This is a genomic window from Nocardia coffeae, from assembly GCF_019890715.1.
In the GTDB taxonomy this organism is placed as follows: Bacteria; Actinomycetota; Actinomycetes; order Mycobacteriales; family Mycobacteriaceae; genus Nocardia; species Nocardia jiangxiensis.
Genome location: NZ_JAINZY010000001.1, coordinates 1,316,399 through 1,342,305, shown reverse-complemented (window position 1 = coordinate 1,342,305; position 25,907 = coordinate 1,316,399). Strand labels below are relative to the sequence as shown.

Below are 25,907 nucleotides of genomic sequence, written 5' to 3'. Positions count from 1 at the left end.
TCCCCGGGCGCAACGCGGAGCCGCCCGCCACGCATCGGTGACGGGCGGCGGAAACGCCTGCGCCAGGGGCTATTTCGTGGGAGCCCAGTCCTCGAGGTAGGCGCGGTAGGTGCCCATCGGCAGCGCGACGTCGTAGACCAGCGCGCCGGAGCGAGTGAACTCCGAGATGTGCGGGGCCATACCCCAGCCCACCAGCGTATTGCCGCCCGGCAGGCCCTGCGCGTTGCCCATCGCCGGAGCGACCAGGTTGCTCGGGTGAATCTGGTTGCGCACCAACGTCGCCCGATGTGCCGCGGGGTCCACGTGGATCCACTGCACACTCGACACGCCCAGCGTCTGCTGACCGCTGGAATTGTCGTTGAACAGCCGGATCGTATCGGGGCCGTCGAATTCGGCGTCGTGCTGGAAGGCGAACTGCACGCCCGGACCCAGGGCGAGGGTGGAATGCTTACCGCCGAGCTGCCAGCGGATCTTCCCGGTGTGGATGTCGACGTCGTACACCGCGGAGGTGTCGCGCATCGAGATGACCAGATTCCCCTGGGGATCCAGCGCGATCGAATTCATGTGGAACGGGTCGTAGACCGCGGAACCCGGTGAGGAGGTGCTCGCGGTGGTGTCGGTGAGCGGGACGTGCTGGGCCGCACTCCACTGGAACAGCACCTTCTTGGTGGCGACGTCGACCACCGAGGCGACGGTGTCGTACATCTTGCCGTTCTTGGGGCCGCCGATCGCACTGAGATCCGCGTCGACCTCCCGGTACGCGGTGATCAGCGCGCGGCCGTCGGGGGTCAGCCGGAACTCGTGCACATCCGAATTCAAACCGTCTCCGGCACTGAGCGTTTCGATGACGTGGCCGTGTTCGTCGGCGATGTGGTCGGTGCCCGTGCCGTGCCCGCCGACGGTGCTGCCCTGCCACCAGGTCAGCACCCGCTTGCCCTGATAGGTCTGGGTCCGGAAGTTCGACACGTCCTGGCCCTTGGGCGGGGTGTACCGCCAGACCTCGTGACCGGATTTGTCCATCACCACGTTGCCGGGTGCGGCCTGCGGCACATTCGACAGCGCCTGCCCGAGCCCCGGCACCAGCGCGGCCGCACTGACACCGCTGGTGTAGTAGATGTATCCCGGACTCGCGCCGGGCTTGTTCACATCGACCGTGTAATTCAGCGCGCCCACCGGCACACTCGGCAGTGGCGCAGCGGCGGCCGACGGAGCGAGTGCGGTCCCGAGGCCGACGGCGGCCGCGGCCAGAGCGGCGGCGCCGCGTCGGATATGGTGCGAATTCCGTATCATATGATTCCTAGCCAGGCTAATGAATGGATGCGGGCGGGAGAGTACCCCCTGTTTCTGTGGTCACTCTGTGACACGCAGCGTAGGCCGACGATGAGCGGACCCCGAACCTGCACAGCATGTTCCGGTGTGTCGACCCGCTAACGGCCCACGGTCGAGCATGCCCTGCCACGGCAGGTCCGCGACGCGGAATGCCGGGTCAGCCCAGGGCGCGACGGGCATATGCCCGCACGTCGGCGTCGGAATCGTCGACGGCCTGGCGGAGTGCGTCGCGGGCGGCGGCGTTGTCGGGCCAGAGACCGAGGGTGAGGACCGCGGCCTTGCGGACGTCGGGGTGCGGGTCGGACAGGACGGTGCGCAGGGGGTCCGCGGCCAGGTCGGGACCCAGGGCGGTCCAGCCGCGGACCGCGCCCTCGCGGATCTGCCAGGCCGAATCGGTGAGGGCGGTGGTGAGGACGGGGGCGTCGGCGGGGTCGCCGAGTCGGGACAGCGCGGCCAGGGCGGCGGCGCGGACCAGGGGATCGCGGTCCGCGGCCAGGTCGCGCACGGTGTCCGCGCCGCCCTGTCCGACGGTGGCCAGGCCCTGGGCGGCGGCGATGCGGACCTCGCGGTTCTCGTCGTGTGCGGTGGCGGCCAGGGCGGTCCAGTCGTCGATCGAGACCAGGGCGCGCACACCTTCGATCCGCACGCGGTGATCCTCGTCCACCACGGCCTTGCCGAACAGTTCGGCCGAACCCGCTCGCAGCGCCCGCAGCAGATCCACCACACCGGCCCGCACGAGCGGATCCGGTGACCCGGCATGTTCGGCCAGACCTGTGGTGGCAGGCAGGATTTCGACCAGCTCCCGAAGTCCGGCCAGGGCGGCGGCACGGACCGCGGCGGCCGGATCGGCGAGCGCGGCGATCAGGGCGTCGGCGAATCCGTCCGGTGTGCCCTCGGTCAGGACCGAGACCGCGGTGGCACGCACGCGAGGGTCGGCATCGGCCAGGAAGGAGCGCAATTCGGTGAGCGAGGGCGCGTCCAGACCGAGCAACTGCGCGATGGCGGGCGCGACCTCGGCGGCGGTGTCGGTATCGATCGCCGCGGTGTGCGCCCGTGCGACGCTCGCGTCCGTCGCGGCCGTGCGGGGCGGGCCGGTGATCAGACCTGGTTGTGTCACGGATTCGGCGACCTGTGATCCGCTGAATCGTCCGGCGAGTTCGGGCACCGGCACGAAATACGGTGCGACAGGGCGTTTCAGGAATTCCATCGCCCCGTCCGCGCCCTTGCGCAGATTCAGGTGGTAGTGCCATTGCTCGTCGTCGCGCTCGGGCAGATCGGCGCGCTCGTGGTAGAGACCCCAGCGGGATTCGGTGCGGGTCAGCGAGGAGCGCGCCGCCATCTCGGCGCAGTCGCGGATGAAACTCACCTCCGCACAACGCATCAGCTCGTGCGGGGTGGTCGCGCCCATCTCGGCGATCTCCCGGCTCATCCGGTCGAACGTCTCGATCGCCAGGGACAGCTTCGTCGCCGTTTTCGGCGGCGCCACATAGTCGTTGACGAAGCGGCGGAGTTTGTACTCCACCTGTTGCTGCGGCGGACCGTCCGGATCGCGCAGCGGCCGGTACACCAGTTCGTGAGCGTCGGCCAGCTGACCGGCCGGAAGTTCCTGCGGCGCAGCGATATCAGCGCGAGTACTCGCCGCGTGCTCCCCGGCCAGATCGCCGTAGACGAACGCGCCGATCATGTAGTTGTGCGGGACGCAGGCCAGATCCCCGGCCGCGTACAGTCCGGGCACGGTCGTGCGGGCATGCTCGTCCACCCAGACGCCGGACGCGGAATGCCCACTGCACAAACCGATCTCGGAGATGTGCATCTCGATGTCGTGGGTCCGGTAGTCGTGACCGCGGTTGGCGTGGAAGGTGCCGCGGGTGGGCCGCTCGGTGGTGTGCAGAATCCCTTCCAGCGCGGTGAGCGTCTCGTCGGGCAGGTGCGAGACCTTCAGATAGATCGGCCCCCGGGCGGACTCGATCTCGTGCTTGACCTCGCTCATCATCTGCCCGGACCAGTAGTCCGAGTCCACGAACCGCTCACCGCCGGCATTCACCTGATAGCCGCCGAACGGATTGGCGACATACGCACACGCCGGACCGTTGTAATCCTTGATCAGCGGGTTGATCTGGAAACATTCGATACCCGAGAGCTCCGCGCCCGCGTGATAGGCCATCGAATACCCGTCACCGGCATTGGTCGGATTCTCGTACGTGCCATACAGATATCCCGAGGCCGGCAGACCCAGCCGTCCGCACGGTCCGGTCGCCAGGATCACCGCCTTCGCGCCGACGGCGACGAATTCCCCGGTGCGCGTGTTCAATGCGGCCGCACCGACCGCGCGCCCGCCGTCGGTGAGCACCCGCACCGGCATCAGCCGGTTCTCGATCCGGATCTTCTCGCGCATCTTGCGTTGCCGCAGTACGCGATACAGCGCCTTCTTGACGTCCTTGCCCTCGGGCATCGGCAGGACGTAGGACCCGGAGCGATGCACCCGCCGCACCGCGTATTCGCCGTAGGCGTCCTTCTCGAATTTCACTCCGTATCGTTCGAGCCGCTGCACCATGGCGAAACCGCGGGTCGCGGTCTGATAGATGGTGCGCTGGTTGACGATTCCGTCGTTGGCCCGGGTGATCTCGGCGACGTAGTCCTCCGGTTCGGCCTTACCGGGAACCACGGCATTGTTGACCCCGTCCATCCCCATCGCCAGCGCACCGGAGTGCCGCACGTGCGCCTTCTCCAGCAGCAGCACGTTCGCGCCGTTTTCCGCCGCGGTGAGTGCGGCCATGGTTCCGGCGGTGCCGCCGCCGATCACCAGGACATCGCAGTCGAGCCGGACGGTGTCGGCCAAGTCGGGAATCTTCATCAGCGGTGCTCCAAGCGGCGATGGTCAGGGATGGGCGGCGGCCAGATCGTCCGAACGATCCAGGGCGGCGAGGATTTCGGTGCGCACCCGGGTGCGGTCGACGTCCGGATCGCGGGGCCGGGGAATGTCCAGCAGTGCCCGCACCGGGCGGGCGGCCCGGTCGAGTACGGCGATCCGATCGCCCAGCAGCAGCGCCTCGTCCACGTCGTGCGTGACGAATACGACGGTGGTCGGATGTGCTCGCCAGGTGTCCACGAGCAGGCGCTGCATGGTGGCCCGGGTGGGCGCGTCCAGTGCGCCGAACGGTTCGTCCATCAGCACCGCGCGGGGTGCGCCGGCCAGGCCGCGGGCGAGTTGCACACGCTGGCGCATACCGCCGGACAGGTCCTTGGGCAGATACTTCCCGAATCCGGTCAGGCCGACCTCCTCGATCCACCGTTCGGCGCGCATCCGTCGCCCGGCCCGAGGTTCGCCGCGCAGCCGCAGGGCCAGTTCGATATTCGAGCGCACCGTGCGCCAGGGCAGTAATGCGTTGTCCTGGAACACCATTGCGCGATCCCTGGACGGGCCGGTGACCGGTTCGCCATCGGCCAGGACGCGACCCGAACGCGCGGGCAGCAGACCTGCCAGCGCTCGCAGGACGGTCGATTTACCGCAACCGGACGGCCCGGTCAGCACGAGGATCTCTCCCGGTGCGATATCCAGGGTCAGCTCACTGATCACCGGCGTTCCGGAATAGCGCAGCTCGACCCGATCCAGCTGGAGACCCATTGCGGTACCGCGGGATTCGCTCATTTCGCCTCCGCTCCTGCCCGGGGCAGCCAGGCGGTGGCGCGGCGGCCCAGCAGCTCCACCGCCGCCGACGTCGCGAAGCCCAGCATCCCGATGGTGATGATGCCGACGAACACTCCCGGATAGTCCACGATCGTGTACGCCTGCCAGGTGCGATAGCCCACACCCAGTCGGCCCGAGATCATTTCGGCCGAGACCACGCAGATCCAGGCCACCCCGATCCCCACCGACAGCCCGCCGAACACCCCGGGCAGACTGCCGGGCAGCACGACCCGAAGCAGGACGTCCCACCGGCTGCCGCCGAGGGTGCGCACCGAATCCTCCCAGATCACCGGCAGTGCCCGCACCGCGTGCCGGGTGCTGACCATGATCGGGAAATACGCGGCCAGGAAGGTGATGAACACGATTCCGGCCTCGTCGGTGGGGAACAGTAGAATGGCCACCGGCACGATCGCGATCGCCGGGATGGGCCGGGCCAGCTCGGTCAGCGGTCCGAAAATATCGGAGAACAGGCGTGAACGTCCCAGGGCCACACCGGATGCCACGCCGGCGAGCGCGGCGAGAACGAACCCGCTCAGGATCCGGATCACCGATTGCCCCAGATCCAGCCAGTAGGTTCCGGTGCCGAGCTGATGCCCGAACGCGTGCACGATCTGGGTGACCGTGGGCAGCGTGTCGAAACGTACCCAGAGGCGAATGTGGTTGGCGGTCAACACCTGCCAGACGACGATAGCCGTGACGACGGACACGAGCCGGATCGCCCGCGAACGCCACACCCGGCCGCCTTCGCCACGCCCCGATGCGCCCTCGTCGGATTCGGTCGCGACCGCCGACGGTGTCGCCACGATGATGTCGTGCCCACCGCCGGGTGCGTCGAGACGAGCGGAGACCGGGGCGTTCACGGCTGCACCTCGCCGATCGCCTGGTCGTAGGACAGCTGAACGCCGGCGGGATGTCCACTCAGATAACGCTGTACCGCGGCGGGTGTGGTGAACGGCAGGTAGGTCTGCCCGTCGCGTACCCACAGCGCCTTGTCGGCGAACCAGCGCGTACCCAACTCGGCGTCGGGAACGTAGGCCGCACGCACCTTCCGGCCCTGCGCCCGAGCGGTTTTCACCGCACGCAGCAGGCTCGTCGGATCGGCGGCGGGCTGGGTCGTGTCCTGCCCGTCGAACCAGATCTCCCCGGCCAGAGCGGGATCGGTGACCGGCCGGTTCGCGACCGGATCGGTGCCCGTGACCGGCGCGGGATCGGTGAAGTTCGCGACCGCCTTGTCGTAGTCGACGCCCCGCTCGCCGAACGCCTTCCGCAGTGGCGCGTCGTCGACGAATCCGTTCACGTCCAGATCCGCGAAATCACCGATCGACTTCAGATACGGAATGTCACCCTTCAAAGCCTGGATGAGCTGCGGTTTCAGTGGAGTGTCGAACGTGGTCCCGCCGGGGCCGTTGTAGAGGTACACCACTTCCGCCGGCAGTCCGGTGTCGTGGGACACCGTCTCGGCGGCCTCGACCGGCTTCGTGTGCAGGAAGTCGGTCGCGTCCAGCTGTGCCTGCAGGAATGCGTCGAGCACCTCCGGATGCTGTTTCGCGTAGTCCCGCCGTGCGACGACCCCGTGGAACGTCGGCACATTCAATTCCGCGCCGTCGTAGAGCAATTGGGCCTTGTTCTGGAACACCAGCAGTCCGGGCCAGGCGACGAACTGCGAAAGTGCCTGCACCTGAACGGAATCCAGCGCAGAAGCGCCGATCTGCGGCTGCTGATTGAGAATCTGCACACCCGATTTCGGATCGATCCCGGCTCGGGTCAGGCCCTGGCGCAGCGTTCCGTCACCGGCCGACCCGACACTCGCCGAGACCTTCTTCCCGGCCAGTTCCTTCAGCTCGCGGATCGGCGAATTCGGCGGAACCACAACCATATTGAGTGAGCCTTTGGGCTGAAACCCGGTGACCGACACCAATTCGGTGCGGGATCGCTCGCTCGCCTGGGTCCGCGAACCATTGATCAACAGCGGATAATCGCCCATCGAGCCGATATCGATCTTCTCCGCGACCATCTGCGCGGTGATCGGTGCGCCGGTGTCGTAATCCTGCCATTCGACCTGATACTTCGGCCCGCCCGTCGCGGTCAGCCGCGCCAGGCGCTGTTCGAGAAATCCCTTGGCACGCAGCAGCGTTCCGGCGGTGACGGTATTGATGGTCTTGGATTGATAGCCCACCACGACCCGGACGGTATTCCCGGACGTGGCCGACTCGAGTGAGCAGCCCGCGGCGATCAGGGCCACGGCTGATAAGCCCGCGATCAGGCGGGCAGGACGGTATTTCATCGAAGACCTCGGAATGCTATTCGCGCAGTGGCGATTTCGGTGCGCGGATCAGCGCAGCAGGAAGGGCATGTTGACGGTGACGGCGCCGGTGGGACAGCGGGCCGCGCACGGGCCGCAGTACCAACACTCGTCCACGTGCATGTATGCCTTGCCGTTGTCCGGGTTGATCGCCAGCGAGTCGAGCGGGCAGATCTCGACACACAGGGTGCACCCCTGAATACACAGTGATTCGTCGATGGTCACCGGGACGTCTGTGCGCTGGTTCACCAGGGCCATTCAGATCAGCCTCCAATCGCTGCTTTCCGCGGGCCGGACGAGGCTGCCGCGCATGGTGATTCGATCCCCGCGCAACCGGATGTACTCGAGGTCCACCGGGCGGCCGTCGTCGAGCCGGGTCAGTCGTTCCAGGAGCAGCAGCGCGCCGCCCTCGGGCATCTGCAACGCGGCCGCGGAATGCGGGTCCGCGGTGATCGCCTCGAGCACCAGATCGGCCGAACCCAGTGCGCCGCCGCCGATTTCCTCGATGAGGGCGAACACGTCGTTGGTCTCCAGCTCGCGGGTGATCACCTCGGCGCCGATATCCGGCGCGAGATAGGTCAGGTCCAGGCTCAGCGGCAGATCGCCGAGATAACGCAGCCGCTCGATGTACACGGCCTGTTCGCCCGGATTCAGGTCCAGCCGGCGCGCGACGGCCGGGGGCGGGGTCACCCAGGTGATCACCCGCACGTCGTTGCGGACCTCGCCGTGACCGCGCAGGGTCTCCTTCAGTCCGCGCAGCGCGTCCAGCCCGTGCTCGTATTTGCGCTGCGCGATGTGGGTGCCCACCTTCGGCGCGCGTTCGATGAGGCCCTCGTCCTTGAGCAGTGCGAGGGCATCGCGCACGGTGTTGCGCGAGACCGCGAATTCGGCGGCGAGCTCACCCTCGCTGGGCAGGGTGTGCGCGAAGGTCTGCGCGTGGATCTGCTGCCGCAGCACGTCGGCCACCTGACGGGCGCGATCGGCACGGCGGATCGGGGTGTGCGGCGGGGTCTGTTGCGGCGTCATCTCGTCCTCCTTCCGCCTGTGACCTGCGGTTTCCGAGAATAAGCGGATATCGGCGCGTCCCCGGGCGGATGTCCGGGCCGGGTGCGTGCGCCGGTGGGTAATGCGCCGCACATCGATCGCGGCAGCCTGCCGAAACGGGAGTGATTTCGGCCATTGCGCCACCCCGGCGACCGGGCCGAGATATTGGAATCCGGCTGAGCAGAATGCATGCAGACCGCTTGGTCTGGCGTCCATGACACATGGGATGATAACGTTCTCAACCATGTTCCCCAGCCGACCGAACGCCGCTCAGGTCACCTATGTGACCGTTGCGCTCGGTGTGCGGCTGCCGCGGCAACGCGAACTGTGTTGCCCTCGGCCGCGCAGCTGAGAACCGCTTCTGCTCGTTCGTGACGGCCGGTCGCGTTCTGTCCGGGCCCTTCTCACTGCCTTGTTGTCGTTGCCGAACATCGCCCGTGCGGGCTTTTCAACAAGGATTCGAAATGACGATCCCCACCATCGAGCGACCGTCGACCACCACCGCCCCCGTCCGGGTCGTATCAGCGCGTCCGGCGGTACCGCCCGAACTGCGTATCTCCGACAACCCCGCCGCCGCCGTGCTGCGTGCCGCGACGCGCGGTCCGATCTTCCGCGACTCCGCCGCGCAGACAACGGGTTCCAGCATCGCGACGGTCAATCGTCAAGTGTCCGCGCTGCTTTCGACCGGACTGCTGCGTGAGCGGGCCGATCTGACCGCGTCGGGGGCGGTCGGACGTCCGCGCATTCCGTTCGAGGTCGATACCGACACCTTCGCCACGCTGGGCGTGCACATCGGGGCCACGGTGACCCGGATCGTCGCCGCGGATCTGTCCGGACGCATTCTCGGCGGGTTGGATATCGCCACCCCGCAGGTCGGCCAGGATGCCGCGCTGACCATCATCGCCCGCAGTGCCAAGGCGTTCCTGGATCGGCTGCCGCGTCGTCGTCCGCTGTGGACCGGCGTCGCGCTGGCCGGACGGGTCGATCCGGCCGCCGGACTGGTCGATCATCCGCGCCTGGGCTGGCAGGCCGCACCGGTCGCCGCGGTCTTCGCCACCGTGCTCGATCTGCCGGTTTCGATATCCGCGCACGTGGAGGCGATGGCGGCGGCGGAACTGCTGCTCACGCCCGGTGAACAGCAGCGCCCCGGCAGCAGCCTGTACATCTACGCGCGGGAGACCGCCGGGGTCGCGGTCACCCTGCACGATCGGGTGCACACCCCGGCCAGCGGCCCCGGTTCCATCGCGCACCTGCCCACCGGCTCCGATATCGAATGCGCCTGCGGCCGTCGTGGCTGCTTGGAGGCCACCATCGGCGAGGCCGCGATCCTCGGCCGCGCCGTGCGCGCCGGAATCGTGCCCCGTCGCGAGGCTCCGCGTCGCCCGGTGATCGCCGACCTGTACCGCGCCGCCGACTCCGGATCCGACGCCGCGCGCGAGATGCTCGACGAACGCGCCGAAATCCTCGGCCGCACAGCAGCTCTCATCCGCGACATGTTCAACCCGGACCGAGTGGTCCTGGGCGGCCAGGCATTCACCGGCTACCGCCCCGGAATAGACCGCGTGGCACAGGCATTCGCGGAGAACACCAACCTCCCACCCGCCGACCTGCGCATCAGCCGCTTCGGCGGCCGAGTCCAGGAACACGCCGCCGCGGTAACCTCCCTCAGCGTCTTCTACGCCGATCCGCTCTCGGCAATGCGCCGCGCAACCAGGCAGTAATATCTGGCCTCCGCTCCACTCAGTCCAGAATCGACCCGGGCCACGGCCTCGGAGTTGGCGTTGTTCGGGGTGGTCGGAACCCAGGTGAGTTGCGGTGCGGGCGTCTTCGGTGTGACTTCATGGTGCTGGGCTCAGTGAGCGAAGGCGCGGACTGCGGTGTTGCGCAGGACTATTGCCGTGCGGGATCGGGGGACGAGCAGTTGGCTCGCGAGGATGAAGCCGCGTTGTTTGGGCTTCACCAGGGTGCGGTGGCGGCGTTCGTAGCGGCGTAGGGCCGCGGACTGGTCGTCGGGGGTGCGGGCGAGTTCCTCGGCGAGGGTGTGTGCGGCGGCGATGGCGAGGGTGGAGCCGTCGCCGAACAGGGACAGGCTCGACGCGGCGTCGCCGATCAGGCTGACGCGGCCGTTCGTCCAGGACGGCAGGCGGACCTGGCTGACCGAGTCGAAGTACATGTCCTCGGCGTCGGCGACCTGGTCGAGGAAATCCTCGAACATGCCCAGCCGGCCGCGGTACGTCTCGGTGACCAGGCGCTTGTGCGCGGCGGGATCGCGGGGATCGAAGCCGGGTACCGGTGCGTGCCGGAAGATGAACGCCGCCAACGGAATTCCGTGTGCCGGATGCACGCTGAAGGATCGGCCGGGCGCGTTGTACATGGCCACGGCGTGAGCACCGGCGAGGGTGCGGTCCACCGGCAGGGTGGCCACGAACATGCCCATGTGCCGGATGAACTCCTGCTCGGGTCCGAAGGTCAGCCGCCGCACGCCCGAGTGCAGTCCGTCCGCCCCGACGACCAGATCGAACCGGGCGGGCGCACCGTGTTCGAAGGTGACCTCGACCCCGTCCGCGCGCTGGGTGAGCCCGGTGATCGTGTCGTTCCAGCGGATCTCGGCCTCGTCCTGCGCGGTAGCGAGCAGCGCCGCGGCGAGATCGGCTCGGGCGATCTCGATTTCGCGACCGTCGGCCGAACCCTGTATCGAGTTCAAGTTCATCGATGCCCGCTCGTTCCCCGCCCCGTCGAGGAAGGCGATCCGCCGCACCGCCGTCGCGGCGGCTCGCAGCCTGGGGGCGATCCCCATCTGCTCGACCACCTCGAGCGCGGGGCCCTTGACGTCGACCGGGTTGCCGCTGGAGCGCTGCCCAGCCGCGCGCTCCGCGACGGTCACCGTGAATCCTTCTCGCGCAAGCCAATACGCCAATGTCGAACCGGCCACTCCAGCGCCGGAGATCAGCACGCTCTTGTTCATATCGGAAACCTCCGCATTAAGTGGACGAGTATCGTCCGCTTAATCCACGGTACACTAAGCGGAAGAAAATCGTCCACTTGTTTCGGAGGTGTGCGGAGTGCGAGCCGATGCGCGCAGTAACCACGACCAGATCCTGGCGGCCGCGCAGGTCATCTTTCGGGAGCAGGGCGTCGAGGTGTCGATGAAGGAGATCGCCGACCGCGCGGGCGTCGGCGTCGGCACGCTGTATCGCCGATTTCCCGATCGCGGCGCGCTGATCACCGCGGCCGCACACTCCTACCTGTCCGGTCTGGCGGATCTGGCGGCCACGGCCATCCGGGACGAGGAGAGTGCCTGGGCCACGCTGTGCCGATTCCTGCGCGAATGCGCCGAGATGAGGCTGGGCGCGCTGGCCGCGGCCATCGAGCCGACGCTGCACGCCGACATCCGCAGCGATCCCGCGCTGACCGAGGTGCGCGGCCGCATCGCCGCCCACGTCGAGGACATGACCACGCGGGCCCAGGCGTCCGGCGAACTGCGCGCCGAGGTCACCTCCCGGGACATCGCCGCCCTGATGACACTGCAGGTCTTCGTCTTCCCGGCCGAGTCCTACGGCGAAACTGCCTGCCGCACAATGGATATCGTCCTGGAAGGTTTACGCGCCCGCTGAGCGCCGCGGGCCGCGGCGGGCTCGATCAGGGCCCGAGATCCCACAGCAGCCGGTAGTAGGCCATCCGCGACGCATCGAGATCGCACCCGTAGGCGTCGAAGAACGCCGGTTCCCAACCGGGACCGTAATTCCAGTCCAGGCTCCAGGTGGCCACCGCGAGATCGGCCCAGCGATCCGCGACGCCGAGCGTGCCGAGGTCGACATGGGCCGTCCAGCGGCCGTCCTCACCGATCAGAGTGTTCGGCGCGCACGGATCGCCGTGGCACACGACCTCCCGGTCCGCCGCCGGGATGTCGGACAGGAGTCGCACGGCCGCAGGAACATCCAGCACCTGATGGTCCGAAGACCATGTCGTCGGGTCGATTCGGCCGGTTCCACCACGGGCGATTGCGGTGGACCGGACACCGGCATCATCGTGCGGCGCCGTTCGTGGCGAACAGGCCCTCGACGGCGGTGATGAAATACGGGAAATGCCCGGCGAATCGGCTCAGATCCCGATCCTGCTCGAATCCGCCGAACCAGTACAGGCCCGGTTCGCGATCGGCGGACAGATCGATCTCGCGGAAGGTGCGGATCCAGTTGTCGGAGCGCGCGCCGATGACCGTGTACGGCAGCCCGCGCGAGAACACCTGCTCGCGCTCGGCCGGCGGCACCAGCTCCACCTGCATCGTTTCGAGTCCCCGTTGCAGGCCGCGCACCCGTCCGGCCAGGGTGCGTCCGGCGGGCGTGCGGGCCGGGAGATACGCGGGCAGCAGCAGCGTGGCCAGGCCACCGAGGCCGATGGCGATGCCGACCAGCGCGTATCCGCCCGAGATCGCCAATCCGACGGTCGCGGCCAGGCCGACGAACAGGAGGATCACGCCCAGCCAGAATGTCAGGCCGCGGCGTTTGCGGTCGACCAGGATGCCGTGTGCCAGGGCGTCGGCCCGCAGTGCCGCGCGGGCGGATTCGCCGGAGGCGCGACCGCGCAGCTCCGACAGCAGCACCGATTCGGCTCCCTCGGGCAGGATGGCCCGGTAGATCTCCCGCTCGAACTCGCGCAACTGCTCGTCGGCCGGATTCAGGCGGGTGATGCGCCAGTCCGAATCGCTGACCGGCGCGACCCAGATGTACCGGCGCACAGCCAGATCCACGACGGTCGAGGCGAGATCGGCGGCGTCGACGGAATTGTCGAGCAACAGACCGGCCTCGCCCGGCAGCACACCGTCGGGCGAGACGAACTGTGCCTTACTTCCCTTGCGCTGCACCGGATCCACGACCTCGGTGCCCCCCAGGGCCGCTGCGTCCTGGCGACGCGACCACAGCACGTATCCGGCCAACGCGATGAGCGCCACGATCAGTACGCCGAAGGCGATCAGTACCGGCGCGGTGACCGAGAACGGTCCGCGCGAGCTTCCGTCGGTGATGTCGGCGTTGGCGGGTACCGTCCCGGGCGGCAACTGCAGGGTGACGTCGACGATGTCGCCCTTGTGTAAGCCTTTCTCGTGCAACATCATCACACCGTCGGGCTCGACACTCGCATCGCAGGTGTGCGCGCTCGCCTGCGGGCCGACCTTGCAGTCGATGATGCCCATCCGATAGCTGGGGCTGATCAGCGTGGCATCGAAGGAGGCCACATCGGACTGGAGGACGCCGGTCCAGCGGAAGATCTGCGTGCCCGGCGCATCGCTGACCGTGTTGTGCACGGTGTACTTGAACGAGGACGTCCCCGCCGGGGCGTCCACGGTGAACAGTTCACCGCTCACCTTGGCCGAACCGGGCCCGGTGCTGGAGATGTCGCTGACCTTGAATCGGCGCTCACCGCCCTTGTCGCCCAGGGCAACTCGCAGCGGCAGCGCCATCTGGAACTTCCCGCCCTGGGGAACGGTCACCTTCTCGGCGACCTCCAGGTTCCCGTCCCTGCTGAGTTTCACATCGGCCCGGATCGCCACGCCCTCGGCCGGTGCCTGTGCCTGCGCGGCGGGTGCTGTTATCAGCATCCCGGCCAGAACCAGCATCAAGGCGCCGAGAGCGCCCCCCCGAAAAATCAGCATGGGGCAACAGCATAGACAGCTTGGTATTCTTCGGCATCAGCTAATCAGTTGACCGAGAGACGGGGGCGTGGGGGAGTGAGCCGACCACCCTATGGGAACGGTCCTGGTACGCCCGGTGGTCCGGCCGGACCACGCGGTCCGCAGCCGGGGAACCAGCCGGGATACGGACGCAACCCGAGTTATCCACAGCAGCCCGGCTATCCCCAACAGCCTGTTTATCCACAGCAGCCTGGTTATCCCCAACAGCCCGGTCCGCACTACGGCCCCCGGCCGGGTTATCCCCAGCAGCCGGGCTACGCCGCGCCCCCGCGCCCGCCGGGATACGGCGGTCAGATGCCGCCGCGTCCCTACGGCCCGGCCGGGGTTCGCCCCGCGCCCTATGGTCCGCCGATGGGCCGCATGCCGTACGGTCCGCCGCCCGGTCGTCCGCCCGGCGGTGGGCGCGGTGGAGCGATCGGCGCACTCATCGCCGTGGTCGTTGTGGTCGTCGCCGGTGCACTGGTCCGGCTCGGGCTGTACACCGCGATCGACCACACCACCACCTCCGTGGCCGGTCCTTACACCACGTACCCCACCTCGACGACGACGCCCGGTGTCGCCGAGACCGGCAACAATCCCGTACTGGCCGATCCGGGAACGGCACTGAGCCAGGCGAATTGCCCCTACGCGAGCTGGAGCACCCAGGTCGACCAGGCGCGCAAATTCTTCGAAAGCGCCGCCGCATGTCTGGCCACGGCCTGGAAACCGGTGCTGGCCAAGGCGAATCTGCCGTTCAACCCGCCGGTGCTGAGCGTCACCGCGAGCACGACCGGACTCAGCACGCCCTGCACCGGCAGTACGAGCAACTTCGCCGCCTTCTACTGCAACGTGAATCAGACCATCTACATCCCGTTGGACCACATCCAGACCGATGTGATCGGAAATCGTTGGGAGCGTTATCTTTCGGTCTTCGCGCACGAGTACGGACATCACGTCCAGCAGGAGGCCGGCATCCTGAGCAAGGCGCACGAGGACGAGTACGACGCGGGTGTGGAGACCTCCAAGGGAATGGAGGTCTCGCGGCGGATCGAGTTGCAGGCACAGTGTTTCGACGGCATGTATCTGGCCGCGAGTGCCGGGGGCGGATCGCTGACCTCGTCGCAGATCACCATGGCGCGCAAGGACGCGTACTCCCGCGGCGACGACGATTCCGACATGCGCGATCACGGCACGAACCAGCATTCGGGCGACTGGTTCAGTCTCGGCTACGACCGGAACAACACTGCTCGGTGCAATACCTACACCGCTTCGTCGAGCCAGGTGAGCTGACTGCGGATGCGTCCCGGATACGGCGGTCCGCCACCGGGATACGGCAACAATCCCGGCATGAGGCCACCACCCGGTCCACGGCCGCCGTACGGTGCGCCGCTGCCGCCCGCCGGATACCCGCGTCGACCGCCGCCGCCACTGCCGCCTGCCGGGTACCACGGTGGGCCGCCCTCCTCGGGTGGCGCAGGTGGCGCGATCATCGCGGTGATCGCGGTGCTGTTCGTGTTCGGCATGGTCGCTTCGCTGGTGGTGTTCGCCACGATGGCCGAACGCGACAACGAATCCACCAACGCTTCCGGTATCACCCCGAGCTACAGCTACCCGTCGACGACCGACGAAACAACCACGGCCGCAGCGTCATCCGAGACCGCAACGTCATCGCGAAACGTGACGGCGAGCCGGACCGCTCTGGCGGCACCCACAACCACGGCTGCCGCCGGACCCACCCCGGTCGCGGCGACGGCGACCAATCAGCTGTTCGCGAATCGGAACAACGGTCTGATCAACATCCGCTGCAGCCTCCCGCAGTGGGCCGCGAATTCGGCTGCCGCGACCGCCTTCTTCGATGCCGCCTCCACCTGCTTGGGCAAGATGTGGCAACCGATGCTGCAAGCGCAGAATCTGCCGTTCCACAGCCCGCGGGTGGCGGCTCCCGCGCATTCCGCCGACGCGTCCTCGCCGTGTAGCAGTTCGGGAAATTTCGCCGCGTACTTCTGCAGTGCGAACGACACGATCTACATGCCGCTGGACACCATCCAGACCGATGCTTACGGCAGCCGCTGGTACGTCTACCTGGAAGTCTTCGCCCACGAATACGGCCACCACATCCAGGCGCTGACCGGGATCATGGACCGGCAGGCGCAGGAGCGCGAGGATGCGGGCGCCGGATCGGACAAGGGCCTCGAACTGTCCCGCCGGACCGAACTCGAGGCGCAGTGCTTCGCGGGCATGTTCGTCGGATCCTCGCTCTACGCCGGACTTTTCACCAACGACCAGGCCGTGTTCATGCAGCGGGATCAGTACACCCGCGGTGACGAGTCGCAGCAGACCGGTATGCACGATCACGGCGTCGGCCGACATTACGGCGATTGGTTCGTGAACGTCGGGGAGAAGTACAACCGGGTGTGGCGGTGCAATACCTGGACCGCACCATCGAGCGAAGTGAGCTGATCAGGTATCGGAATCGCGTTGTGCGCGACGCAGTTCGGCCAGCCAGCGCGCGCCCTCGTCCGGTTCGGGAACCGGATCGCAGCCGATGATGTCCAGGACCGCGTGCCCCAGGCATGCCGCGCCCAGGACGCGATCGATCATCGTGTCCACATCACCCCACGGCAGTGCGGGTTTGGCGATCAGCAGCGAGGCGATGCCGTGCGCCGCGGCCCACAGTTCCAGGACGACCGGCAGCGTATCGCCCTCGGCGATCGTGCCGGAATCCATTGCCTCCCGGACGGTTGCGGTGAACCGCACGACCGCGCCGCTGCCCAGCACCTTGTCCACCGCACTGGGCCCGTGCTCGCCGGTGGGTACGAAGGCCAGGCGGTACTGCTCGGGATTGTCCAGGGCGAATCGCACATAGGCCATGCCCTGATCGCGCAGCCGGGTGATCGGTGAGCGCGTCGGATCGGTAGCCGAACCCATTGCGGCGTCCAGGTTTTCGAAGACCTGCGCCACCGCGGCGTCGATGAGCGCGTCCTTGTCGGCGAAGTGCCGGTAGATCGAGGGCGCGCTCACCCCGACCAGCTTGCTCACTTCCCGGATGGAGACCGCCTCGGCATTTCCGGTGCGCGCGAGGAGTTCTCGGGTCGCGTCGAGAATCTCCTCGCGTAACCGCGCGCCGGATCCGCGGGCCGAACGCGGCCGCCGGGAGGACGTCACGGATGCATCACCAGTTCGGGCTCGGAGGCGGGCGGCGTGGATTCCTCATGGAATCCGAATCTTTCGTGCAGGCGGCGCAGCGGTGCGGGCGCCCACCAGTTGGCGGTGCCCAGCAGCCGCATCAGCGCGGGCACCAGCAGTCCGCGAATGACGGTGGCGTCGGCGAGCACGGTCAGGGTCAGACCGAGGCCGAACATCTGCAGGAACGACACCTTCGCGGAGATCATGGCCCCCAACACGATAGCCATCAGCACTGCGGCCGCGGTGACGATGCGCCCGGTGTGCGCGACGCCCAGGGCCACCGACCGCGTGTTGTCCGCCGCGGTGCGGTCGGAGGCGAGCCAGGCCTCCCGGATCCGCGAGAGCAGGAACACCTCGTAGTCCATCGACATGCCGAATGCCAGGCAGAACATCAGCAGCGGCATCGTCGGTGTCAGGAAGCCGGTCGTGGTGAAGCCCAACAGATTCGACAGATGTCCGTCCTGGAAGATCCACACCATCATGCCGAACATCGCGGTCAGCGAGAGGGCGTTGATGACCACCGCCTTCAGCGGTATCACCACACTGCCGGTGAACAGGAACAGCACCACGAAGGTGGCCAGCGCGATGAGTGCGATCGCCAACGGCAGTCGCGCGCCGAGCGAATGCAGTCCGTCCGCATCGATTTCGGCCATCCCGCCGAACAGTGTCGGCGCGGGCGCGGGTACCGCCCGCAGCGTGCGCAGTTGCTGCTGTCCGGCCACGGAGTACGGATCGATCGTCGAAGCGACGGTGAGGTATTGGCCCGACGCGTTGGCCATACCCGGTGGCGTCGCGGCCATTCGGCCGCCGGAGATGTACACCCCGGCGTCGGACAGCACCGCGGAGACGCCGTCCACCTTGGACAGTGCCGTCGCATAGGAACTCACATCGCCCGAATAGCCGTGCAACACGACAGTCGTCCCGTTCCCGGCATTGACGCTCGGGAAGTCGCTGCGCAACGCGTCGCCGACCGCGCGGCTGCTGGTGCCGACGGGCATCACCCGATCGTCCGGATATCCGAATTTCACGCCCAGGAACGGGGATCCGAGCGCGAGCAACACCACGATGATCACCAGCGCCACCGGAATCGCGTGTCGCATCACCCAATTCACGGTGCGATACCACCGCGACCCTTCCGCCGCGACGGGCACGGGTGCGGGCCGCCGCAGCAGCCGTCGCACCCCGGCGCGAGCGTCCAGGGCGTTCACCCGGTCGCCTAGCAGGACCAGCGCGGCCGGCAGCAGCACGATCGATGCCGCCGCCGCGGCCACCACCACCGCGACGCCCGCATAGGCGAAGGATTTGAGGAAGTACAGGTTGAACACGCTGAGCACGGCCATCGCCAGCGCCACCGTGAGCGCCGAGAACAGCACGGTGCGTCCCGCGGTCTGCACCGCGCGCACGGCCGCGTCGCGATGGGCGCGTCCGCCGCGCAGCTCCTCGCGGTAGCGACTGACGATGAACAGGCTGTAGTCGATCGCCAGCGCCAGCCCCAGCGCGGTGGTCATGTTCAGCGCGTAGATCGATACGTCGGTGAACAGGGTGAATCCGCGCAGGATCGCCATCGCGCTGGCGATCGCGAACAGGCCGACCGCCAGCGGCAGGGACGCGGCGATCACACTGCCGAAGACCAGGGTGAGCACGATCGCGGTCAGCGGCACCGCCACGCCCTCGGCGACGGTGAGGTCCCTGGTGATCTGCTTGTTCGCATCGTGGTAGACCGCCGTCTCGCCCCCCGCTCGGACGGTGATTCCGGGCCCGGCGTCCGCGAATTGCGCCGCGATGGTTCCGGCGGTCTTCTGCGCGACGTCGTCGCCGCCCTTCAGATAGGCCAGAACCAGTGCCTCGTGCCCGTTGGTGCTGCGCAGGGCCGAGGCGACCGGTCCGGGACTGGTCCAGTACGACCGCACCCCGACCACGTCGTCGCGGGACTTCAGGGTGTCGACGATCCGCGCGCCCGTGGTGCGTGCGTCCGGAGCGTCCACGCCCTGATCGGCATCGACCAGCAGGACGAAGTTCGGCTGTGCGCCGTCGAAGTCCTGCGCCAGCAGTTGCGCGGCGCGGGAGGATTCGGCGTCGTCGGAGGTGAAGCCACCGGCCTCGAGGTGCGAGGTGACCGACGCGCCGAACAGACCGCAGAACACGGCCAGCGCGAGTGCGGCGAGTAGCACCGCTCGCGGGAATCGGGTCGAGAATTGTGCGATTCGGGTCAACATGGGAGCCCCCAGTCCACGGTGAGGTAACAGCGTTAGCCTAACGCTGTTACCTCACTCGTGCGCAAGGGGTTAGTGATCTCGATCACCATGCTGGCCGTGCTGGCCCTGTGGACCGTGGCCGAACAGCCCGCGCGGGGCGTGTCCGTGCACGCCCTCGGCGTACGCGGTCTCCGCGTGCAGGGCGAAGTCGATGCCGCCGGCCTCCTCTTCCTTGCTGATCCGGAAGCCCATGACGCGATCGATGATCTTGCCCAGGGCGTACGAGATGGCGAAGGCCCACGCCGCGACCACGACCACCCCGAGCGCCTGCTTGCCCAGCTGGGTCAGGCCGCCGCCGTAGAACAGCCCGCGCGGACCGCCGGTCATCACCCGGCTGGCCAGCAGGCCGATCAACAGCGTGCCGACGATACCGCCCGCGAAGTGCACGCCCACCACGTCGAGCGAATCGTCGTATCCGGCACGGAATTTCCACCCGACCGCGAACGAACACACAACGCCCGCAACCAATCCCACGATCACGCCGCCGAGGGTGGTCACCGAACCGCAGGACGGGGTGATCGCGACCAGACCGGCCACCGCACCCGAGGCCGCACCGAAGGTGGTCGGTCGGCCGTCGCGAATCCGTTCCACCACAAGCCATCCCAGCATGCCCAGGCAGCCCGCGACGAGAGTGTTGAGGAAGGCCGCCGCGGCGATTCCGTCGACCCGGAAGGCCGATCCGGCATTGAAGCCGAACCAGCCGAACCACAGCAGGCCCGCGCCCAGCAGCACGAACGGCAGATTGTGCGGGCGCATCGCGTCGATCTTGAAGCCGATTCGCGGCCCGAGCACCAGAGCCAGGGCCAATGCCGAAGCACCGGAAGCGATCTCGACCACGAGCCCGCCCGCGAAATCGAGTGTGCCGAACGAGGCGAGCCAGCCGTGCGGACCCCACACCCAGTGCGCGACCGGCGCGAACACCAGCAGCGTCCACAGCGGGACGAACACCATCCACGCGGAGAACTTCGCGCGGTCCGCGATCGCGCCGCTGACCAGCGCCGCGGTCAGGATGGCGAAGGTCAGCTCGAAGGTGGCGTACAGCAGTTCCGGTACGCCGCCGCGCACCGTGGACGGGCTGATGCCGGACATCGCGGTGTGCGCGAGTGTGCCGATCACGCCGCCGCCCGCGTCGGGGCCGAATGCCAGGGTGTAGCCGAACAACAGCCACGTCACCGTCACGAGCGGGATCGAGATGAAGCTCATCATCAGCATGTTCAGTACGCCGGTCGAGCGCACCATGCCGCCGTAGAACACGGCCAGGCCGGGTGTCATGAGCAGAACGAGCGCGGTGCTGGCCAATAGCCAGGCGGTGGTAGCGGGGTCGAGGGTCGAGGACATGGGGACTCCTTCCACGCGCGTGAAGCGCTGCATGGAAGTTACCGAATGCCTATCTCCCGGCCTGTCGGGTGGCCAGGCGCGTCCAGATGGAAGTTATCCGCGACGGGCGCGGCGGGCCAGTGCGCGGCGGCCGCGGGGGCCGGGCACCGGCAGATCCTCGTCCAGAGCCAGCCATCCGGCGGTGTGCAGCCACTGCTGCTGGGTTCGTGCGTCGGCGGTGTCGTTGAACACCCGGCGGCCGCGGTCGTCGCGCAATTCGTGCGCGAGCACCGACCAGCGCGGCGGGCGGCCCTGCTCGGTCCGATAGTCCTCGAGGTACGCGGCCACGATCGTGCCGATGGTATTGACCGGTCGCAGCGAGACCCGGTTGCCGTATTTGGCCGAATGGAAACGCCGCGCCGCGCACAGCGATCGGGGCGTCGCGTCGAATGCGATCCACCCGGCGCGCTGCACCCGCTCGATCAGCCAGAGGTGTTTCACGGCCGACGGCGCGATATCGCCGACATGTTCGACGATGAGGTGCATGACCGGTTCGGTCTGCAGGATGTCGCGGCGGGTCGGGCCGTGGCCGTGGTCGTCCCAGTATTTCTGGGTCAGGGTTGCCAGTACTCGCCCGAATTCTTCGACATTGCGCTGTGCGCGGCGGCCGAGGCGTTCGATGCGTTCGGCCTCGGCGCGCATCTGGTTCTGCACGATGAGGGTGCGCACGGCGGCGGGCGTCGGCACCTGACCGCGGTCGAGGAGTTCCAGGATCGCCGCGGCGGTGTGCGGGTCGGCGGCGGCCGAGACAGGTAGCGAATCGCGGTTGAGGGCGAAATCCGAAGGACTGATCGCCCTGCTCAGTAGGCCCGTGGCCGCGCTGTTCCCGGCGAATTCGGTATGTGAGAGCCACGCGGCGGCGGTGGTGTCACACGACTGCACGGTGGATATTTCCTCCGGGACGTTGGCGGGAGCGCGACGCGGAGATGGGAGGACTCCCGATGCGTACTGTGGATTGCCAGGTTGTGCCCCGGTCGGGATGAGGGACCGGCCGGGACCACCAACCTGATGAAGGTTTGGCTACCGAAGTTGCCGTGGTCCACGTTAGCCAGCCAATTGCCTTGAATGCCAATCGGTTTACTCGATCGTTATGTATGTGTTGTCCGATTAAAACAGGTGTACAGTTTGTTACCTCCGATCGATACCGTTTCGAGTTCATCGATACGACAGCGATTGATTGCATTTCGAATTTCTTCGCGCCGCCGTCCGTCACACGGTTCCACTGCCCGGCTCACGAACAAGCTGAAGGAATGATTAGCTCCCCGAGCCCGACCTTCGGGTGGAACCACCCGAAAGCCGCCCGGCTCGGGACCGGCAAGTCGAAGGAACGCCGCTGTCAGCTTCGGGAGTGTTGCGCAAAGATCGCCCGCCTCACGCGGCCGCCTCGAGGAGCCGCGCAGCCAGTGAGTCACAGAGGAGAAGGCCAAGCCCAGTTCAGGCCCGTCCGCCCCGAATAACGTCAACTCCAAGGCCATGGCCCGGGTCGATTCCGGCCTGGCGATTCACTCCAGCTCACCCAGGCCCGTCCACCCGGGGGAACGCCAGCTCCGAAGGCCGTGGCCCGGGTCGATTCTGGCCTGGTGATTCACTCCGCCTCACCTAGGCCCGTCCACCCGGGGTAACGCCAGCTCCGAAGGCCGTGGCCCGGGTCGATTCTGGACTGACCGGAGCGGAGGAGCGAAGCGGGGGAGCGGAGGGAGGGAAGAATCGGCCCTTCGGGGGCCGCGGCCCGCCGGAGCGAAGCGGAGGCCAAAAATTTCTGCTGTCGGTGGTCGCCGGTACCCTCGGGCCGTGGCTCTGTACCGGAAGTATCGACCGGCAACATTCGCAGAGGTGGTTGGGCAGGAGCATGTCACCGAGCCGCTGAGTACTGCGCTCGACACTGGGCGGATCAGTCATGCCTATCTGTTCTCGGGTCCGCGCGGGTGCGGTAAGACGTCCTCGGCGCGCATTCTGGCGCGTTCGCTCAACTGCGTCGAAGGGCCGACCTCGCGGCCGTGCGGGGTGTGCTCGTCCTGTGTGGCGCTGGGGCCGGGTGGTCCGGGGAATCTGGACGTCATCGAGCTCGACGCGGCCAGTCACGGTGGTGTGGACGACACTCGCGAGCTGCGCGACCGGGCGTTCTACGCGCCCGCCGAGTCGCGGTATCGGGTGTTCATCGTGGACGAGGCGCACATGGTCACCACGGCGGGGTTCAATGCCCTGCTCAAGATCGTGGAGGAGCCGCCCGCCCACCTGATCTTCGTCTTCGCCACCACCGAACCGGACAAGGTGCTGCCGACCATTCGTTCGCGCACCCATCACTATCCGTTCCGGCTGCTGCCGCCCGCGACCATGCGCGGACTGCTCGGCACGATCTGCGAGCAGGAGGGCGTGCCGGTCGAGGAGGCGGTCTATCCGCTGGTCATCCGGGCCGGTGGCGGTTCGCCGCGAGACAGCCTGAGCGTGCTGGACCAGTTGCTCGCGGGTGCGGGGCCGGAGGGCGTGACCTATCCCCGGGCGTTGGCGTTGCTGGGCGTCACCGATATCGCGCTGATCGACGATGCGATCGAGGCGCTGGCCGTCGACGACGGCGCGGCGTTGTTCGGCACGGTGGACCGCGTGGTGGAGGCCGGGCACGATCCGCGCCGGTTTGCCGGCGATCTGCTGGAACGGCTGCGCGATCTGATCCTGCTGCGCGCGGTCCCCGACGCCGCCGACCGCAATCTGGTCACCGGGCCGGGCGATGTGCTGGAGCGGATGCGTGATCAGGCTCAGCGCCTGGGCCCCGCCGCCCTGACCCGCTACGCGGAACTGCTACACGAGGGCCTGGGTGAGATGCGCGGCGCGACCGCTCCCCGCCTGCTGCTGGAGGTCATCTGCGCCCGCATGCTGCTGCCGATCGCCTCGGACTCCGAATCGGCCACCCTGCAACGTCTGGAGCGCCTGGAGCGTCAGATGGCAGGCGGCGTGGTCGCTCCCGCGCCGAGTGCGGCTCAGGCGCCTGCCCGCGCTGCGGCTCCGGCCGAGGAGAGCGAACCGTCCGGCCGTGCTCCGGCCGAACGTCCACAATCGGGCTCGCCGCGTCGCCGTGGCGCCGAGGCGCTGGCCGCCATCCGTGACAACCGGGGCGGTGGATCGCCGAACGCGCCCAAGGACTCGCCGACGCCGGATACCGCGCCGCCCGCTCGGCAAGCGCCCGAGCAGCGCCCGCATCCGGCTCAGCGCGCTCAGTCGTCCGGCCCCGAATCGTCTCGCGCCCAACAGAACCCGGATATCGCACCGGCGAGCCCCTCGCGAGAGCCGGTACCGGACGATGCGTCCGGGGCAGCGTCGACGATGCCCGCCGAGCAGCCTGGCAGCGGTGATTCGCAAGCTTCGTCGAGGGAGCGCGCCCCGGGAAATGTGCAGCGGTCCGGGCAGCAGCCTGCCGACAACGCCACCTCCCAGTCGTCCACCAGCGGCGATCCGGCGGAGCGCGCGGCAGTGCAGTCTGCCGATGCACCCATTCGAGCGTCTTCCGGCGAACGACAGCGCGCCGAGCAGTCCTCGACCGGCGATCACGCGGAGGGTGCGTCCACGAGCGATGCGCCTGCGCGCCCGGCTGACGCCGAGTTGCGGCCGGATATCCAATCGGATTCGGAATCCCCTGCACTGCAGGATGATTCGAGCTATTCGGCTTCTCCGGAACCGGCTGCGTTCGCATTCGCTCCGGGTGTAGCAGGCACTGAATCTGATGCGCCACAAGGTGATTCGACGATGGATGCGGAATCCGAGTCGAGTCCGGTGGCTCCCGGCCCGACCTCCCCGGAACGTTCCGCAGCCGAGCCGTCTACTCCCGCGCCGCAGGCTGCCCGGTCCGATGCCGCCGCCGACGCCCCGCAACAGTCTCGGGCACAACAGTCCCGAGCCGCGACGGATGAGCCCATTGCGGCGTCATCGGCCCACGCGGCATCACGGGAGGCTGATGGTCCGGCAACCGGGCCGCAGATGGGCGGAACGTCCCAGGGCTCACGTGCATCGTCGACCGGACCCGCCGACCAGCCGTCGCAGGTGACCGAGGGCGCGTCGGCGCACGACGCGCCGATGTCCGAGCAGTCACCGATCGAGGATTCCGGGCCGGTAGGTGCGCCACCCGCGAACACCCGGGCAGCCGCTGCCGATGATGGCGCTCCCGTTTCCGCATCGCCGAGTGAATCCGATTCCAGCGCAGCGGATTCCGACTATTCGCAGGCTGCCGACGAAGCGCCCGCGGCCGCCGGTGGCGACGTGCTGCGCGAGGTCGACGCCGCGTGGCCCGAGATTCGCGCCAAGGTGCGGGAATTCGGTGCGGCCGTGCATGCGCTGCTGTCCGGCGCCTCGGTGGCGCGGCTCGAGGGTGACACGGTCGTGCTGGCTCATCAGCACGCGCCGCTGGCGCAGCGATTGGCGAATCCGAAATATGTCGAGGCCGTGCAGTCCGCGATCCATGCGGTGCTCGGGCGGCGGTACGAGGTGCGGTGGGAGGTTGCGGGTGCATCGTCCGGTGCCGCGCGGCCCGAGGCGCCCGCTCGACCGCAGCCCGCGGCGGGGCGCGGCGCTCCGGCACGATCGGCCGAGCCGCCGAAGTTCACCCGGCCCAGCCAGGCTCGTGGTGCGGCTCCCGAAACGGGTGCGACCCCGCGTGCGTCGCGTGCCTCGGGCGGGGACTCGGGTGAGCGTTCCGGTGGCGGCTCGGTGAATCGCGCCACCCCCGCGAGTGACGCTCCGGCGCCGCCGGATGACGATATTCCGCTGCCGGACGGGCCCGATCTCCCCGACGACCCGGGGCCCGTAGACTACTCGCCGGTAGGTTATGACGGTGTCCCACCTGCGTCTACGCCGGAGGAGGAGCAGGAGATGCTCGCGGAGTCGGTGCATCCGGTCCCGCAGCAGGATCGCCGCGACCCCGATGAGGTGGCCTTGGAGCTGTTGAGCGCCGAACTGGGCGCGACTCGGCTGGAGGCTTGACAGACACCCTCCCGACGACCTTAAGTTAACCGGAGTTCGCATCCGGCTGTACTATGAACGGGTGGTCGTCAGCATCGGCGCTCCGAGGTTCTA

Annotated in this window: 18 protein-coding genes and 1 pseudogene; 5 read left to right on the top strand and 14 right to left on the bottom strand. The window is 68.1% G+C overall.

Features of this window, described 5'->3' with window-relative positions; all coding sequences use genetic code 11:
• Positions 1-69: 69 nt before the first annotated feature.
• From K7711_RS05700 to K7711_RS05670, 7 genes are all read right to left on the bottom strand, one after another.
• Positions 70-1,290, bottom strand: a complete 1,221-nt coding sequence (locus K7711_RS05700) for an arylsulfotransferase family protein (RefSeq protein WP_222965437.1) — start codon at positions 1,288-1,290, stop codon at positions 70-72.
• Between the two features lie 196 nt (positions 1,291-1,486).
• On the bottom strand, positions 1,487-4,183 hold the full coding sequence (locus K7711_RS05695) for a fumarate reductase/succinate dehydrogenase flavoprotein subunit (RefSeq protein WP_222965435.1): 2,697 nt from the start codon (positions 4,181-4,183) through the stop codon (positions 1,487-1,489).
• Between the two features lie 24 nt (positions 4,184-4,207).
• Positions 4,208-4,978, bottom strand: coding sequence for an ABC transporter ATP-binding protein (locus tag K7711_RS05690; protein ID WP_222965433.1), 771 nt, complete (start codon positions 4,976-4,978; stop codon positions 4,208-4,210).
• Positions 4,975-5,877 carry an ABC transporter permease gene (locus K7711_RS05685; RefSeq protein ID WP_308014483.1) on the bottom strand — a complete coding sequence of 301 codons (903 nt, stop codon included), beginning with the start codon at positions 5,875-5,877 and terminating at the stop codon, positions 4,975-4,977. Before K7711_RS05685 ends, K7711_RS05690 begins: the two co-directional genes overlap by 4 nt.
• Positions 5,874-7,301, bottom strand: coding sequence for an ABC transporter substrate-binding protein (locus K7711_RS05680; RefSeq protein ID WP_222965431.1), 1,428 nt, complete (start codon positions 7,299-7,301; stop codon positions 5,874-5,876). Before K7711_RS05680 ends, K7711_RS05685 begins: the two co-directional genes overlap by 4 nt.
• A 48-nt stretch (positions 7,302-7,349) precedes the next feature.
• On the bottom strand, positions 7,350-7,577 hold the full coding sequence (locus K7711_RS05675; protein WP_153407949.1) for a 4Fe-4S dicluster domain-containing protein: 228 nt from the start codon (positions 7,575-7,577) through the stop codon (positions 7,350-7,352).
• Positions 7,578-8,345: a GntR family transcriptional regulator gene (locus K7711_RS05670; protein WP_222965430.1), complete on the bottom strand. Its 768-nt coding sequence runs from the start codon at positions 8,343-8,345 to the stop codon at positions 7,578-7,580.
• A gap of 482 nt (positions 8,346-8,827) precedes the next feature.
• Between K7711_RS05670 and K7711_RS05665 the strand changes: the two genes are divergently transcribed.
• Positions 8,828-10,084, top strand: coding sequence for an ROK family protein (locus tag K7711_RS05665; RefSeq protein ID WP_222965428.1), 1,257 nt, complete (start codon positions 8,828-8,830; stop codon positions 10,082-10,084).
• 131 nt (positions 10,085-10,215) lie between these two features.
• On the opposite strand, the gene K7711_RS05660 is transcribed toward K7711_RS05665, so the two are convergent.
• The gene (locus tag K7711_RS05660) at positions 10,216-11,328 is read right to left on the bottom strand and encodes an FAD-dependent monooxygenase (RefSeq protein WP_222965426.1); all 1,113 of its coding nucleotides are present in this window, start codon (positions 11,326-11,328) and stop codon (positions 10,216-10,218) included.
• Between the two features lie 97 nt (positions 11,329-11,425).
• Here K7711_RS05660 and K7711_RS05655 point away from each other — a divergent pair, with 97 nt between their 5' ends.
• On the top strand, positions 11,426-11,977 hold the full coding sequence (locus K7711_RS05655; protein WP_222965424.1) for a TetR/AcrR family transcriptional regulator: 552 nt from the start codon (positions 11,426-11,428) through the stop codon (positions 11,975-11,977).
• Positions 11,978-12,002: 25 nt separating this feature from the next.
• Here the strand turns inward: K7711_RS05655 and K7711_RS47355 are convergent, their stop codons facing one another.
• Positions 12,003-12,308, bottom strand: a complete 306-nt coding sequence (locus tag K7711_RS47355; RefSeq protein WP_372460097.1) for a phosphotransferase — start codon at positions 12,306-12,308, stop codon at positions 12,003-12,005.
• 79 nt (positions 12,309-12,387) lie between these two features.
• Positions 12,388-14,010: a DUF2207 family protein gene (locus K7711_RS05645; protein WP_222965422.1), complete on the bottom strand. Its 1,623-nt coding sequence runs from the start codon at positions 14,008-14,010 to the stop codon at positions 12,388-12,390.
• A 333-nt stretch (positions 14,011-14,343) separates the two neighbouring features.
• Between K7711_RS05645 and K7711_RS05640 the strand changes: the two genes are divergently transcribed.
• Complete coding sequence (locus tag K7711_RS05640; protein WP_222965420.1) at positions 14,344-15,318, top strand: neutral zinc metallopeptidase; 975 nt, start codon at positions 14,344-14,346, stop codon at positions 15,316-15,318.
• Positions 15,319-15,375: 57 nt separating this feature from the next.
• Positions 15,376-16,488 (top strand): neutral zinc metallopeptidase, encoded by a 1,113-nt coding sequence (locus K7711_RS05635; protein ID WP_222965418.1) that lies wholly within the window; start codon positions 15,376-15,378, stop codon positions 16,486-16,488.
• Here K7711_RS05635 and K7711_RS05630 read toward each other — a convergent pair whose 3' ends face one another.
• From K7711_RS05630 to K7711_RS05615, 4 genes are all read right to left on the bottom strand, one after another.
• A complete protein-coding gene (locus K7711_RS05630) occupies positions 16,489-17,193 on the bottom strand; it encodes a TetR/AcrR family transcriptional regulator (protein WP_222965416.1) in 705 nt (234 codons plus the stop codon).
• Complete coding sequence (locus K7711_RS05625; protein ID WP_222965414.1) at positions 17,190-19,430, bottom strand: MMPL family transporter; 2,241 nt, start codon at positions 19,428-19,430, stop codon at positions 17,190-17,192. The genes K7711_RS05630 and K7711_RS05625 overlap by 4 nt, the downstream gene beginning before the upstream one ends.
• 69 nt (positions 19,431-19,499) lie before the next feature.
• A complete protein-coding gene (locus K7711_RS05620; protein ID WP_222965412.1) occupies positions 19,500-20,807 on the bottom strand; it encodes an ammonium transporter in 1,308 nt (435 codons plus the stop codon).
• Positions 20,808-20,900: 93 nt separating this feature from the next.
• The gene (locus tag K7711_RS05615) at positions 20,901-21,728 is read right to left on the bottom strand and encodes a hypothetical protein (protein ID WP_222965410.1); all 828 of its coding nucleotides are present in this window, start codon (positions 21,726-21,728) and stop codon (positions 20,901-20,903) included.
• Positions 21,729-22,637: 909 nt separating this feature from the next.
• Between K7711_RS05615 and K7711_RS49570 the strand changes: the two are divergent.
• Positions 22,638-24,266: pseudogene (locus K7711_RS49570) on the top strand (DNA polymerase III subunit gamma and tau); the annotation flags it as partial.
• Positions 24,267-25,907: the final 1,641 nt, after the last annotated feature.